The 15,066-nt window shown below is 35.6% G+C and carries 8 protein-coding genes; 6 read left to right on the top strand and 2 right to left on the bottom strand.

Annotation, left to right across the window (positions count from 1 at the left end; translation table 11 throughout):
• Positions 1-25: 25 nt before the first annotated feature.
• Both ACFWU4_RS11950 and ACFWU4_RS11955 read left to right on the top strand, forming a co-directional pair.
• Positions 26-3,010, top strand: a complete 2,985-nt coding sequence (locus ACFWU4_RS11950) for an amidohydrolase family protein (protein WP_411128161.1) — start codon at positions 26-28, stop codon at positions 3,008-3,010.
• A 12-nt stretch (positions 3,011-3,022) separates the two neighbouring features.
• Entirely contained in the window at positions 3,023-4,333 is a 1,311-nt protein-coding gene (locus tag ACFWU4_RS11955) for an amidohydrolase family protein (RefSeq protein WP_411128163.1), read from the top strand.
• Positions 4,334-4,387: 54 nt separating this feature from the next.
• Here ACFWU4_RS11955 and ACFWU4_RS11960 read toward each other — a convergent pair whose 3' ends face one another.
• Together ACFWU4_RS11960 and ACFWU4_RS11965 are read right to left on the bottom strand one after the other, a co-directional pair.
• On the bottom strand, positions 4,388-5,188 hold the full coding sequence (locus ACFWU4_RS11960; protein ID WP_411128165.1) for a DUF6503 family protein: 801 nt from the start codon (positions 5,186-5,188) through the stop codon (positions 4,388-4,390).
• 101 nt (positions 5,189-5,289) lie between these two features.
• Complete coding sequence (locus tag ACFWU4_RS11965) at positions 5,290-9,315, bottom strand: T9SS type A sorting domain-containing protein (RefSeq protein WP_411128167.1); 4,026 nt, start codon at positions 9,313-9,315, stop codon at positions 5,290-5,292.
• Between the two features lie 170 nt (positions 9,316-9,485).
• Here ACFWU4_RS11965 and ACFWU4_RS11970 point away from each other — a divergent pair, with 170 nt between their 5' ends.
• The 4 genes from ACFWU4_RS11970 (at position 9,486) to ACFWU4_RS11985 (ending at position 14,841) form a co-directional block, all read left to right on the top strand.
• The gene (locus ACFWU4_RS11970) at positions 9,486-10,283 is read left to right on the top strand and encodes a TrmH family RNA methyltransferase (protein ID WP_411128168.1); all 798 of its coding nucleotides are present in this window, start codon (positions 9,486-9,488) and stop codon (positions 10,281-10,283) included.
• Positions 10,283-11,515 (top strand): M48 family metallopeptidase, encoded by a 1,233-nt coding sequence (locus ACFWU4_RS11975; RefSeq protein ID WP_411128170.1) that lies wholly within the window; start codon positions 10,283-10,285, stop codon positions 11,513-11,515. Before ACFWU4_RS11970 ends, ACFWU4_RS11975 begins: the two co-directional genes overlap by 1 nt.
• A 120-nt stretch (positions 11,516-11,635) precedes the next feature.
• Complete coding sequence (locus tag ACFWU4_RS11980; protein WP_411128172.1) at positions 11,636-13,357, top strand: purine-cytosine permease family protein; 1,722 nt, start codon at positions 11,636-11,638, stop codon at positions 13,355-13,357.
• Positions 13,357-14,841, top strand: a complete 1,485-nt coding sequence (locus ACFWU4_RS11985; protein ID WP_411128174.1) for a mannitol dehydrogenase family protein — start codon at positions 13,357-13,359, stop codon at positions 14,839-14,841. Before ACFWU4_RS11980 ends, ACFWU4_RS11985 begins: the two co-directional genes overlap by 1 nt.
• The last annotated feature ends 225 nt before the right edge of the window (positions 14,842-15,066 follow it).

Genomic DNA, 15,066 nt, shown 5'->3' on the forward strand with positions numbered 1-15,066 from the left:
GAATTCAATTTAACTAACCAATTTTATGATTAAAGTTCATTTACGACTGCTCATCTTTATGTGCAGTTTTTCGTTATTTGCTCAAGATTATTTTCCAAGTAATACTGGTGTAATTGCAAATAATTCTAATTACACGGCATTTAAAAATGCAACGATCCATGTATCTCCTACCGAAGTTTTAAACAATGCAACCCTTCTAATAAAAGAAGGTAAAGTTGTTAGTGTAGGAGCATCTGTAAGCATTCCTAAGAATACGACCATTGTAGATCTTTCGGGAAAAACAATTTATCCATCATTCATTGACATGTATACAACATTTGGTGTAAAAAAGCCAAAACGTGGTGGTAATGGCCCAAGATATGGTGCTGGTAGAAGTGGGTTTTACTGGAATGACCATATTATGCCAGAACAAGACGTTATGGCAAGTTTTAAATACGATTCTAAATCTGCTTCCGAAATGCACAAACTTGGTTTTGGTGTGGTAAACACGCATATGCCAGACGGCATTGTACGCGGAACTGGAGCATTAATTGCCCTTAACAATGACGCAGATAATGCATTGCGCGTAGTTGATGGAGAAACAACACAACATCTATCATTTAGCAAAAGTGTTACTTCAAACCAATCCTATCCTTCTTCTATTATGGGAAGTATGGCGCTATTAAGACAAATGTACAATGATGCAAAATGGTATGCTGGCGGAAATATTGACACAAAAGATTTAGCCTTAGAAGCTTTAAACGGCAATAAAAATTTACCACAAATTTTTGAAGCGGGCAGTCGTGCAAACTTAATGCGCGCTGACAAAGTTGGTGATGCCTTTAACATTCAATACTTAATAGTTGGAGGTGGTGATGAATATGAACGTCTAAACGAGGTAAAATCTACAAATGCTACATTAATATTACCTTTAGACTTTCAATTAGCCTATGATGTAGACAATGCACTTTTAGCATCTACCTTGTCATTGAGCGATATGCGTTCTTGGAATCAAGAACCACACAATCCAAGATTACTGGCTGAAAACGGTGTAAAATTCGCATTAACAACGCACGGTTTAAAATCGAAGAAGTCTTTTACTTCTAATTTAATGAAAGCCATCGAAAGTGGACTTTCCAAGCAAAAGGCTTTAGAAGCTTTAACAACAATACCTGCAGGATTACTCGGTAAATCTGATGTCTTAGGAACACTTAAGTCTGGAAGCTACGCTAATTTCTTAATTACTTCTGGAGATATTTTTGAAAAGAAAACCAAGCTTTACGAAAATTGGGTTCAAGGCACACCGCATGTTATTGCCAATATGAACGTAAAAGATATTGATGGTGATTATAACTTTAAACTAACAGGTAACGATTATAGGCTCTCTATAAAAGGTAGTGAGAGTAAACCTAGTGCTTCATTAGAAAGTGCAGGCAATAAGCTAGGCACAAAAATGAGTTATGCTGATGATTGGGTTAATCTTACTTTTAAAACTGCAGATAGTACTAAAAAAGAATTCATAAGAGTTATGGCAAATTCTGCTAGTGGTAATAGTCTTAATGGAAAAGCAATATTACCAAATGGCAGCGAGTTGTCATTTTATGCTAGTAAAGCTAAAGAAAAAGAAAAGATGAAAGATGAGAAAAAAGAGGATAAGAAAGCTTCTGAATCGCCTTTTATGAGTCCTGTTACCTTTCCAAATTTAGCTTATGGATTTACAGAAAAACCAAAATCAGAGACACTATTATTTAAAAATGCTACAGTTTGGACGAATGAAAAAGATGGAGTTTTAAATAATACTGACGTTCTAATTAAAGATGGTAAGATTTCTAAAATAGGAAAAGATATATCTGATAGAAACGCTAAGGTTATTGATGCAACAGGAAAGCACATAACAGCTGGTATTATAGATGAACACTCACATATTGCAGCAGCTTCAATAAATGAAGGTGGTCAAAACTCTTCTGCTGAAGTTACTATAGAAGATGTAATTGATGATGAGGATGTGGATATTTACAGAAATCTTGCTGGTGGTGTTACATCGATTCAAATATTACATGGTTCTGCTAATCCTATTGGTGGTCGTTCTGCGATTATAAAACTTAAATGGGGAGAATCTGCTGAAAATTTAGTGTATGATAATTCACCAAAGTTTATAAAATTTGCTTTAGGTGAGAATGTAAAACAATCACGTTCTAATAGAAATGAGCGTTTTCCGCAATCTCGTATGGGAGTGGAGCAAGTATTCATGGATTATTTTAGCAGAGCAAAAGCTTATAATGACGCTAAGAAAAGTGGGAAACCCTATCGTAAAGATGCTGAAATGGAAGTTCTAGCTGAAATTTTGAATAAAGAACGTTTTATTTCTTGTCACTCTTACGTGCAAAGCGAAATAAACATGCTTATGAAAGTTGCTGATAAATTCGACTTTAATATTAATACGTTTACTCATATTCTAGAAGGTTATAAAGTTGCTGACAAAATGAAAGCACATGGAGTTGGTGGATCGACCTTCAGTGATTGGTGGGCTTATAAGTATGAAGTTAATGATGCTATTCCTTTTAATGCGGCAATTATGCATAATGCAGGAGTTGTTGTTGCCATAAACAGTGATGATGCTGAAATGTCTAGACGTTTAAATCAAGAAGCTGCTAAATCTGTTAAGTATGGTGGTGTTAGTGAAGAAGATGCTTTAAAGTTTGTGACTTTAAATCCGGCTAAACTATTACACGTTGATGAGCGCGTAGGAAGTCTTAAAGTTGGTAAAGATGCTGATGTTGTTTTATGGACAGAGCATCCTTTATCTATTTATGCAAAAGCAGAAAAAACAATTATAGAAGGTGTTACTTATTTTGATTTAGCTCGCGATAAACAGATGCGTGCAGCTATTAAGAAAGAAAAAAGTGAATTAACCAATCTTATGCTTCAAGATAAAAACAAGGGTTTAAAAACGCAACCCGTAAAGAAAAAAGAAAAAGTATTGTTGCATTGCGACTCTATGGATAACGAACATTCAACACACACCCATTAATACGAATTAGACATGAAAAAATTAAAACAAATACCTATTGTACTATTGCTGTTGTGTGTTACTCTGGGTTATGCACAACAAACTCCGGCTCCGAAGCAATCTAAAGATTTTGCTATTGTTGGAGCTACAGCTCATATTGGAAATGGAACTGTTATTGAAAATAGTATCATAGTAGTTAGCAATGGAAAAATTACTGCTATTGGACCAGAATCTTCTACTGCAATGACTAACCAAGCCTTAGATATCATCGATGCTAAAGGTCAGCACGTCTATCCAGGTTTCATTGTTGGTAACGGAACACTTGGATTAGTAGAAGTTGATGCGGTTAAAGCATCCAATGACCTTTCTGAAATGGGTACTTACAACCCTCATATTAGAAGTATCATCGCCTATAATGCAGAATCTAAAATTATAGAATCAATGCGCCCTAATGGTGTTTTACTCGGACAAGTAGTGCCAAGAGGCGGACGTATTACAGGAACTTCTTCCGTAGTGCAGTACGACGCTTGGAACTGGGAAGATGCCGCCATTAAAATGGATAATGGTATACATATTAACTGGCCAAGTAGCTTTAGCAGAGGACGTTGGTGGTTAGGTGAAGATCCTGGATTAAAACCAAATAAAAATTACGCGAAGCAAGTTAAAGAATTAGCGGATTATTTTAACGAAGCAAAAAGCTATGACAACGGCACTAAAACAGAGCGTCATTTACCTTTTGAAGGTTTGGCTGGAGTATTTAATGGTTCTAAACATGTTTATATTAATGTGGATGATGAAAAAGGAATCACTGATGCCGTAAACTTTGCAAAATCTCAAAGTATTACAAAGATTACTATTGTTGGTGGCTATCAAGCTGCTAATGTTGCTAATTTTTTAAAACAAAATGATGTGTCTGTATTTTTACAACGCGTACATACCAGACCAGAACTAGAAGACGATGATTATGACTACAGCTATAAGCAAGCAAAAGCACTTGTAGACGCTGGTGTTTTAGTCGCATTAGAACCTAGCGGACAAATGGAACGCATGAATTCGCGTAATCTTCCATTCTATGCTGGTACAACAGTGGCTCACGGCCTAACAAAAGCACAAGCTTTACAGTTAATCACGCAAAATGCTGCTAAAATTTTAGGAATAGATGACATGTATGGCACATTAGAATCTGGTAAAAGTGCAACACTGTTTATTAGTGAAGGTGATGCATTAGATATGAGAACTAATATTATATCAAAAGCATTTATTGATGGTAGAGATTTAAGTTTAGAAACACATCAAACTAAACTTTGGAAACGCTATTCCAACAAATATAGTCAACAGGATTAAGCTAAAAAAGCGAGCCGTTTGGCTCGCTTTTTTTTATAAAGTACATTAAAATACTTAATCTATCACTTTAGCACCTTCTGGTATAGTAAACATAGAATTATCTGGTGCTTCGTCTGAAACAATAACATCACTGAACATTACTGTGTTTCTTAACGCAGTTGGTGTTTTATCCTTGTACTCGTGCCAGCTGATACTATTTGGCAATACGAGTCCATTAATAGTTTGCCAATCGTTATAACGGATAAACTTAAAATTCTTACTCTTTCCATCCTTTCCAAAAGTTACTGTATAACCTAACCATTGCATTTGACCGGTTTCAGCATCATAATACACAATGTATTGATCGTCTGGAGATGCTCCTACTCCAGCCTCATAAGAAATTAAAATCCCTGGATAAGTTTTACCTTCAAACTCTAAAGACTCTGCTTCTTCGTAAATAATACCGTCATCACCAACTATAAATGGCATGGCATAGAAATACATCATTAACCCTCTATAAAAGCCAGCTCTACTGCCATCATTTTTATTCTCACCTTTATCTTTAATCCAAATGGATTCACCGTCATAACCTTGCATATGCGTTGGCATATCTATTAGCTCTGCTCTAGTTTTTAAATTCACAGTGGTGACTTCTTTGCCATTTGGCTTTTTCATAGTAAAAGCTAAGGTTTGCATTTTATTCCAGTTATCTATACCTCCGTGTGCGTCGAATATTTTAGTAATTGACTCTGGATAAATACTGGTAGTAATATCGTCTATAGACACATCTTCTATAACTGTAGACTCTAATTTAGATTCGTTTTTACATGCTGTAATTAGTAGCGCTAAAAGAAGTACAAATGATAATTTTTTCATGACATGGTTTTTAGTTAATTCGTTTGACGTAATTAAATAAAACTAATTACAAAAAAAGCCCCAGAAATTATCTGAAGCTTTTATAAGAAAATATAGTTCGTTTAATCTATAATTAATTTTTCTATTATAGTATTTGAAGCATCACTAAGTTTTACAAAATATAATCCAGTACTTAACTCAGATACATCTAATACCGTAGATGTTGTTTTAATAGGCTTTGTTACTCCTATTTGTTTCCCTTGAATATCATAGATTATTAAGTTTAAATCTTCGGTTAAACTATTATTTAATATAATAGTAACATTATCTTTTGCTGGATTTGGATACATATTAAATTTTATGTTATCAAAAGAACCAACAGAAAGCGTTTGTACAAAAGTCGTTGTAAATGTATTTGTTATAATTGGTGCATTAAAATCGAAATAAATTGAAGCCGTATTTGGTATCACATCACCTAAACTATAACCAAACTTTGGTTTTATCTTGAAATGCACAAAACCATTGCTTCCTTCTGCATCATCTTGCTCTGCTGGTAAATTAATATTGTTAAAAGTCCATTCGAGACTATTAACCGTTCTCATAACTACATAATCGTGTGAAGAACGCAACATCTGAAAAGTAGTTTCATCTAATTGATTGTCTAACATATCTTCTATTCTAACATTAATGGCTTCAGCCGTTCCTACATTTTGGAATCTTATGGTATAATATAGGTATTCATCTGTCGTAATAAAATCATCATAAACTATTTCTGGTCCATGTGCCTCCATTTTATCATTAGGATCAAAAGCTCCAATCACTTCTTCTGTAATAGAAGCAATATTATTATCTATAACAATATCATTTTCAGCGGTTGCATATGTCGCAATATTTGTAACCAATTCACCGAGGCCAACGGTAGATGGTGTCAATAACGAAATAGAAATAATTATACTTCCGCCAGGCTCTAAATCAAAGAATTCAGTTGTAAAACCACTCGCATTAATTGCAATTGTATAATTTGTACCAGAACTAATAGCATTAATAATTAAATCATCGTCTAACTCGTAGTTAACTGTGCCAGTCACTGTAGTTAGGCCAAAGTTTTCTATTATTAAATAATTGAGATGATCAAACCCTGGTCTAGGAGCTTGCTGATTAACAAGCGATAATCCTATATCCTCGCATGTTCCTTGGTTAACAATAGGAAACTCTACCTCAACATTTTCACCGAACAGAGCATTAACATTCTCGAAGCTTACAAGAGAAACATCAAAACAATCCTCGTAATCTTCATAGAAATAATAATTAATATCGTAAGTATTTAATTCATCATCGCTGGCAATAGTAAAATTACCGGTGGAAGAGTGAATTGTATTAATGACACCGTCATTATTTTTTTCATAGGTAAAAAATCCATTCGTAAAATAGTTTTCACCAGGATCTAATGTCATACTATCATTATCGTCAAAGTAAGCAGAGACATTAATAATTCCTATTGAAGCACAATCTAAAAATGAAACTGTAATATCATCTTGTGCTAAAACATCACAATTTTCATTATACGCTATTAATGTATACACACCTGATTCTGTAACATTCACCACACCTTCATCTTCGCCAGAATTAAACAATATGCCATTAAAATACCACTCGTATGAATCTGCAAAAGCAGATTCCCCATTTAAGGCAACAACATCCTGGACAGCTTCACAAATATTTAAATCAGGTCCTAAATCTACCTCTAGTTGGGCTGTTAAACTACCAGAACCTTCTTCATTTAAGTTTGTTTGCTCAATAGAAATTGTTCCTGGGTTGCCACTAAAATTGGTTACTAACAACAAATAAACCTCACCATATTGCGCATCTTCAATAGTCAAGTTCTCAACAAATGCAGAAGAATAACTACAATCCATAATATTACCAAAAGGATAAAAATTTGGATTTGTTGTATTATTTGGGCATGTCGGACAATCTTCAATTAATATATCAACACATGCATCATCTACAGAATCAAATGGTCCCCACAACACAAAATCTACATCTAATCCATTAGCGTTAGCATCTGTTTGTACGATTTCAATTTCAATTCTTCCAGTACTGCCTATTTCAATAGTATTCCATGTAGGGTTTGGCGTTGTAGCTAAACACGCAATATTCCCAGATCCTGGAATCCCAATTGTATTAGCTGTTGTGAATGCACCATTTAGTGAACAAAACGGGACTGCATTATTACAAATTACATTAGACGGAGCATCTCTTAAACATAAATCAAAATTCGAAGTTTCTGCAATGCTACCACTAGAGTAAATCCTTATGTAGTATGTTGAGCCTATAGTTAATTGAGACGCCGTTGAAGAGATTGAATCCGAACAATATAGTTCTATTAAACTATCGCAAGTACCGGCATAAACATTATGGTCTAGATTAAAAGTACCTCCTGTAACATTCTGAATACTGATGATTTGACTTTCTGAAGTTGCAGTAAATTGAAACCATACATCATCATTTGTATCGCCTGAGCAAAAATCATTTGGTATACCAGAATCCGTTGCTCCTAAAATAGTACCAGATCCAAAAAAGTTACAAAACTCATCCACTGTAGAACTTAATAAAGTTGCATTACAAGGTTCGTCATTAATTGGTGCACAAGCATCTATCTGCATCGAGGAACTTTGAATTGTACAATTATTATCTTGTTCATTAGCTACAGAAACTAAAACACTTTCACCAAATGGAAATGGGCCAATTTGATATATGCCCAATGTCGTAGATTGAAGTGTACTTGCATCAAAATCATTTGAGATTTCTAAAGAGGTAGCATCACCTAAACTGGTAATATTTACATCTATATAAAATTGGTTGTTATCACAATCTTCTATTGCTATAAAGCTTGCATCAGGTGATACGCAATTAAGATCCATAACATTAACGGTAAAATCTAAGGTTACTCCCCAATTTCCACTATAACAAGGATTTGGTGTAGCTTGCCCCGCATCTGCTGTACCAATACGCATTCTATGATTACCTAGGGAAGCATCAAATGGTAATAAAAAAGAGGCCTCTAAAATGTCTGGATTTTGATTCCCAGACTCACCTTGAAAGACCAACTCGGATTCATCAAAAACTAAATTATCGTTAAGATCAATCCATATATTAGTGTCATATGTAAAACCAGTAGCAAAAGTTATGGCTACTGTAGATTGAACATCTCTAAACAAAGACGTCGTTACAGCGGTATGATCCTCATAAGTAACATCACCAAAACTTTCAAAAGACAAATTCCCTATAGTAACATTAGAAACACCTTCACCATCATTACTTGTTGGTATAGATTCGCAATAAGAATTAAAGTAAGTAAACGGTCCAACCCAATCGCTCAAATCATCAACAGCACAATTAGACCTAATATAAAAATCATAACCTACATTTTGTAATAGACCAGCAATCGTATATGGGTTTGAAGCAATATTCTCTATTAATATGCCAGTTCCTAAATTAAAACCTTCAATTCCCCATTCAATATTCCAAGTTGTAGCAATGCCATTTTCATTCCAACTAATTTCTACTGCTTCATCTGATGTCGAATCAAAATTTACATTTGTTGGTTCGAAACAAGTAGGCCCTTCTCTTAAACAAATATCTGCTGAGCCTTCCTGTGTATCTCTCCAAACTACGGCATAATATGTTTCACCTGGTGTAAGGCCTGAATATAATTCTGAACTATCACCTGCATCAAATAAATTATTTAAACATTCACCAATTGTATTTCCGCCACACGCATCTAAAACCTCTAAACCAACATTATCCGCTTCACCACCAAAACTAAACTGAACCGAACCTGATGCAGGACTGGTAAAGCTTAACCAATATCCAAAATTTCCAAATCCATCACAACTCGGATTTTGATCATTAGCATCTATATCTTCACCGACAGAAAAATCGAAGGTATTTGGTATATTAGGATCACAGTTAGACACAACGTCAATAGACAAAGCATCATTACAAAATCCGCCAGCAAAAAATGACTTAGTTAAATTGGTCTCGATAGGTTCGGTAATGTCAGACTCCGTCGCATAGGTTTTTGACGAACTCCAAAATAATAAACTTAAAATTAAAGCGAATACAAAGGTTGATTGTTGACGCATAGTTTTGATTGATTGTAGTTTAGTTAAATGTAAGAAATTTAACTAAAATCCATGTTACTATCAGATTAAGCGAGTGATTTTACGGCTAAAAGTTTAATTTTTATTTTAAAGCGATTATAATACCTCTTAAAAGAGTAATTTTGATCATGTTATAAATCAGCTTTTAGTCTATGAGGCAATATATTTCGAGTCCACAAAATGCATTAATTAAACAGCTTTTTCAACTAAAAGAAAAATCTCGCGAGCGTAAAAAAACAAATCAATTTTTAATTGAAGGTAAACGCGAATTGTCGCTTGCAATAAAAGGCGGTTATAAGATTAAAACTTTACTGTTTTTTGCAGATTTATTTTCACAAAGTGAAGCTGAAGCCATTTCTAAATATGGAATTGATAGTATTGAAATATCTAAAGAAGTGTTTCAAAAATTAGCACATAGAGACTCAACGGAAGGTATTATTGCAGTTGTACATTCAAAAAATCATAATCTTGAAAGTTTAAAACTTAAAACCAAAAACCCGCTAATTCTTGTCGCAGAAGCTCCCGAAAAACCAGGAAATATTGGCGCATTGTTACGCACAGCAGATGCCGCAAATGTAGATGCTGTGATTATAGCTAATCCCAAGTCTGACTTATACAATCCCAATACTATTCGCTCTAGTGTGGGCTGTGTTTTCACTACTCAGATTGCTATTGCGAGTACAGATAATGCAATAGCCTTTTTACAAAAATATAGTTTCAATATTTTTTCCGCCATCTTACAAGAATCAGAGCCCTATCAAAACCAAGATTATACCTTACCAACTGCTATCGTAGTTGGCACAGAAGCAACAGGTTTAACAGAAGCATGGCGGAAAAATGCTACACAAAATATAAATATACCAATGCAAGGAGTTATTGACTCAATGAATGTATCTGTTGCCGCAGGAATCCTTATTTTTGAAGCCAAACGACAACGCGATTTTAAATAATGACAGCAAACATTCTCTTTTATATTATTATCGGAATAATTATTATCAACTTTATAAAAGATAAAATTCTAAATAGCATAAATGCAAAACACTTTAATGATGCAATTCCTGAAGAATTAAATGATGTATACGACAATGCTGAATACAAGAAGTCTCAAGATTATAAAGCCACTAATTATAAGTTTGGTATTTGGTCTTCTCTTTTTTCATTAGTATTGACCTTAGCCTTTCTTTTCTTTGATGGTTTTGAATATGTAGATAAAATAGCAAGAAGCTATTCAGATCAACCCATTGTTATAGCCTTGATATTTTTCGGAATTATTATGATTGCTAGTGATATCATTACAACACCTTTTGCCTACTATAAAACGTTTGTTATAGAAGAACAATTCGGGTTCAATAAAAGCACCATAAAACTATTTCTATTAGATAAAATAAAAGGATTACTAATGATGGCTATTATTGGTGGAGGTATAATTTCTCTTATCGTTTGGTTTTATCAATTAACAGGAAATCAGTTTTGGCTTTATGCATGGGGAATTGTAACTGTATTCACCGTGTTTATGAATATGTTTTATTCTAAACTCATTGTACCTTTATTTAATAAACAAACACCATTAGAAGACGGAGAACTAAGAAATAAAATCTCTGATTACGCAAATTCTGTTGGTTTTAGTTTAAACAAAATTTTTATCATTGATGGCTCTAAACGAAGCACCAAAGCAAATGCGTATTTCTCTGGCTTTGGAAGCGAAAAACGCGTTACGCTCTATGATACTTTAGTTAATGATTTAGACGATGACGAAATAGTTGCTGTTTTAGCACACGAGGTTGGTCATTACAAAAGAAAACACATTATTTTTAATTTGGTAACCTCTATTCTGTTGACTGGATTAACACTTTATATGCTTTCAATTTTTATTTCTAACCCCTTATTATCTAATGCAATTGGAGTTGAAATACCTAGTTTTCATGTTGGGCTTATTGCCTTTGGACTGCTCTACTCTCCTATTTCAGAAATTACAGGATTAGTAATGAATTACATCTCTAGAGTTTTTGAATACCAAGCTGATGATTATGCCAAAAACACCTGTAAAGCTGAACCATTAATTACATCTTTAAAAAAATTATCTAAAAATAGTTTAAGTAATTTAACACCTCATAAAGCTTATGTATTTATGCATTATTCGCATCCTACGCTTTTAGAACGTGTTAAAAACTTAAAGAAGTAACACTTGACTTTCCGAAAATTTTCAACGAACTTCGTTAGCGTTTGATATAATGCATTAAAACGGCGTCATATCATTAAGTTGTGATGCATTCAATCATATTAGAATATTAACTAAACCAACATGCAGGAAAAGACAAACTACCAACAATTTGAAAATCTAAATGAAGAACAATTACCCGTTGCCAAACACAAATTACACGATTGGACTCATTTTGCGGGTCTCTACGCCGCCGAACATGTTGCGGCTACAGAGTTCATAATTGGGGCCACCTTTGTAGCCCTTGGTGCCAAGACGATGGATATTATCCTCGGTCTTCTGATTGGTAATATTCTCGCGGTACTGAGCTGGAGGTTCATTACTTCCCCGATTGCTGTTGACACCCGTCTGAGTCTCTATACTTATTTGAATAAGATCGCTGGTGACTCAATGACCAAGCTGTATAATTGGGCTAATGTCATTATCTTTTCTGTAATTTCGGCCGCCATGATTACTGTTTCTTCGACGGCGGTGCGTTTTGCTTTTGATATTCCTGCACAACTCAATTGGTATCCGACCAATGCCTGGTTTATATTGATTGTTTTGGCGGTAGGCATTGTTGTGGTTTCTATAGCGATTTATGGTTTCAATGCAGTTTCTGAATTTTCAGGTATTTGCGCTCCTTGGCTCTTTGTGATGTTTACGAGTGGTGCTATGGTGTTACTCCCGGCCTTGTCTTTGGATGTATTAGATAAAACGTTACCATCTGGATGGGCCGATTTTATGACGCTCGGTGATCAGAGTATCTGGACAGGTATCAACAGTGATGGTGGCCCAGGAATAGGATTAGTCGAAGTCATTGGCTTTGGTTGGGCTGCCAATACCATTACCCATTTCGGATTGATTGATATGGCCCTCCTTCGTTTTGCAAAAAAGAAAAACTATGGATATGCAACCAGTACAGGTATGATGTTCGGTCACTATGTGGCCTGGATAGCTGCTGGAATAATGGGTGCCGGAGCAGCTGTCATATTAGGGAAATCCATTGTTGAACTCGATCCAGGTGATGTGGCTTATTATGCTCTAGGTTGGTCAGGTTTTGTAATTGTTATTGTTGCTGGTTGGACGACAGCGATTACGAACTTGTACAGAGCAGGTTTGGCAGCACAAGCTATTTTTTTCAACCATTCTCGCAAAAAAACGACTATTGTGGTTGGTGTGGTCACCGTTGTAATCGCCTGTTTCCCCTTTGTATTTTCACAAATACTACCGCTTCTCACCTATGCAGGTTTGCTGGTAGTTCCTGTGGGGGCGATTGTGTTTGCTGAACATCAGATATTCCCTAGAATTGGCTATACCCGCTACTGGTCTTCGTATCGCAAGCTAACCTTTAGTATGCCTGCTGTTGCTTCTTGGGGCTTGGGCTTGGTCTTTGGTTTCGGCTTGAATGCATTGGATGTGATCTCCTTTTATTATTTATTCATCCCGACATGGTTTTTCACTATAGCAGTGTATACGTTTCTTGCGTATCGCAATGGGGCGAAGCAAGAATATCATGAAGAAGTTGAGGAAGAAAAAGTTCGAAATGAAACAATTGAACGCTTTCAAGAACAGCAAGCAAAGGAGGGAGTTGTTATTTCCAAGGATGTTTCTGCGTTCTCTAAGGGCATAAAATTCATCGCAATTTCGGCTTTGGTGGCCACTTTGATTTTGGCTTGTAACGTCATGTTCGGAAGTACTACGGAAGCCAGTTATATCTCAAACCGGGAACTCTTTTACACCTACGCGTTTATCTGTACCATCATTTATTTCGTACTAGCATATTGGGCGTTGAAACGTGGAAAATCAAAAACGGTAACGCAGTAATGAAAACACCGATACAGCTTCAACAACAAAATTTAGCAGAATTAGGAAGCCGTATACCCGTGCCGATATATAATCGCATGGACAATAAAATTGGAATTGTTCATGTCGGTGTTGGCGGATTCCACCGTGCACATCAAGCATATTATTTACATCAACTGCGGCAGTTAGGGGAAGCCTCAAACTGGGGAATCTGTGGAATCGGTTTACGCGAAGCAGACACCAAATTAAGCGACATTTTAAAAAAGCAAGACCATCTTTACACGCTTATGATTAAGCATCCTGATGGTAATATCGAAACAGAAGTCATTGGTTCGATAGTTGACTTTGAAATGGGAACCACCAACCCAGAAAAAGTCATAGCCCGCATTGCAAATGCTGACACGAAAATAGTTTCACTGACTATAACGGAGGGAGGATATAATTTCAACCCAACCACGGGAAAATTCAATTTTGACAACCCTGACATACAACATGAACTGCGTCATCCTCAAGACCCAAAAACCATATACGGTTTTTTAACTGAGGCTCTAAAAACTCGTCGCGACTCAGGGCTACCTGCTTTTACGGTGATGTCCTGCGACAACATCGAACACAACGGAGACATGGCACGTAAAATGCTCCTCACCTTTGCCGAAGCACAAAACCCAGACTTGGCAAAATGGATAGCGCAAGAAGTCTGCTTTCCCAATAGCATGGTTGACCGTATAACCCCAGTAACGGCGAAAACAGATATTGAAATACTGGCACAAAACTATGGAGTTGCCGATGCTTGGCCAGTGACCTGTGAACCTTTTATACAATGGGTAGTAGAAGATAAATTCTCCAACGGACGACCTGCCTTTGAAAAAGTAGGCGTGCAATTTGTGCCTGATGTAGGGCCGTATGAGAAAATGAAACTACGACTACTAAATGCAGGGCATTCAGTTTTGGGAATTTTGGGAGCAATACACGGACACCTAACTATCAATGCTTGTGTTGAAGATGAAGTCTTTGCAAACTATTTACGTGCGTTCTTAGACGAAGAAGCCACACCTGTTTTAGGAGACATTGAAGGCATTAATTTGAAGAACTACAAAAACAGCCTCTTAGAACGTTTTGCGAACCCCAATATCAAAGACAGCGTTGGCCGTATTTGCTCAGAAAGCTCAGCCAAACTACCTAAATTTTTAATCCCAACCATACATGAAAATTTAGCAATAGGAAGAAGTATCAAATTCGCCACCTTAGTCTTAGCAGCTTGGTGCTACTACAGTGATAAAGAAACAGATCAGAACGGACAAGCTCTAAAAATTATAGACGCAATGCACGACGAATTACACCATACGGCCTCGGAAACAAAAAATAACCCTTTAGCTTTTATTAAACATGAAAGCCTTTTTGGTAATCTTGCAAAAAGCAACAATTTTATCAGAATTTACACTTCCATGCTAGAGGAATTATATAAAAATAATAAGATAGATAAAATGATGCAAGACATGATTTAGAGAAGTAAGTCAGATTTCTATTAAAAGATTAATCAATGGTAAAAACGCATCACAACAACGTTTATAGTTAATTGCTGAAAGTGGGTAATGAGTGTCTCGGAAATCCTAGCGGATTTCCTTACTCTTGCCCTTTTTTGTTATCTTAATCGCTAAAGCAACTAACCATACACAAATACGTTAACGAAACTTTCCAAAAATTTAGGTCAAAAAAACCATTGCCCATTA

Origin of the sequence: Winogradskyella sp. PE311 (assembly GCF_046545555.1) — a bacterium.
GTDB lineage: Bacteria > Bacteroidota > Bacteroidia > Flavobacteriales > Flavobacteriaceae > Winogradskyella.

Bases quoted from the DNA above. Each gene is read 5' to 3' on its own strand.
- ACFWU4_RS11985 (WP_411128174.1), top strand. From the start codon at position 13,357: ATGAAAACACCGATACAGCTTCAACAACAAAATTTAGCAGAATTAGGA.
- ACFWU4_RS11975 (WP_411128170.1), top strand. From the start codon at position 10,283: ATGACAGCAAACATTCTCTTTTATATTATTATCGGAATAATTATTATC.
- ACFWU4_RS11955 (WP_411128163.1), top strand. From the start codon at position 3,023: ATGAAAAAATTAAAACAAATACCTATTGTACTATTGCTGTTGTGTGTT.
- ACFWU4_RS11970 (WP_411128168.1), top strand. From the start codon at position 9,486: ATGAGGCAATATATTTCGAGTCCACAAAATGCATTAATTAAACAGCTT.
- ACFWU4_RS11980 (WP_411128172.1), top strand. From the start codon at position 11,636: ATGCAGGAAAAGACAAACTACCAACAATTTGAAAATCTAAATGAAGAA.
- ACFWU4_RS11965 (WP_411128167.1), bottom strand. From the start codon at position 9,315: ATGCGTCAACAATCAACCTTTGTATTCGCTTTAATTTTAAGTTTATTA.
- ACFWU4_RS11950 (WP_411128161.1), top strand. From the start codon at position 26: ATGATTAAAGTTCATTTACGACTGCTCATCTTTATGTGCAGTTTTTCG.
- ACFWU4_RS11960 (WP_411128165.1), bottom strand. From the start codon at position 5,188: ATGAAAAAATTATCATTTGTACTTCTTTTAGCGCTACTAATTACAGCA.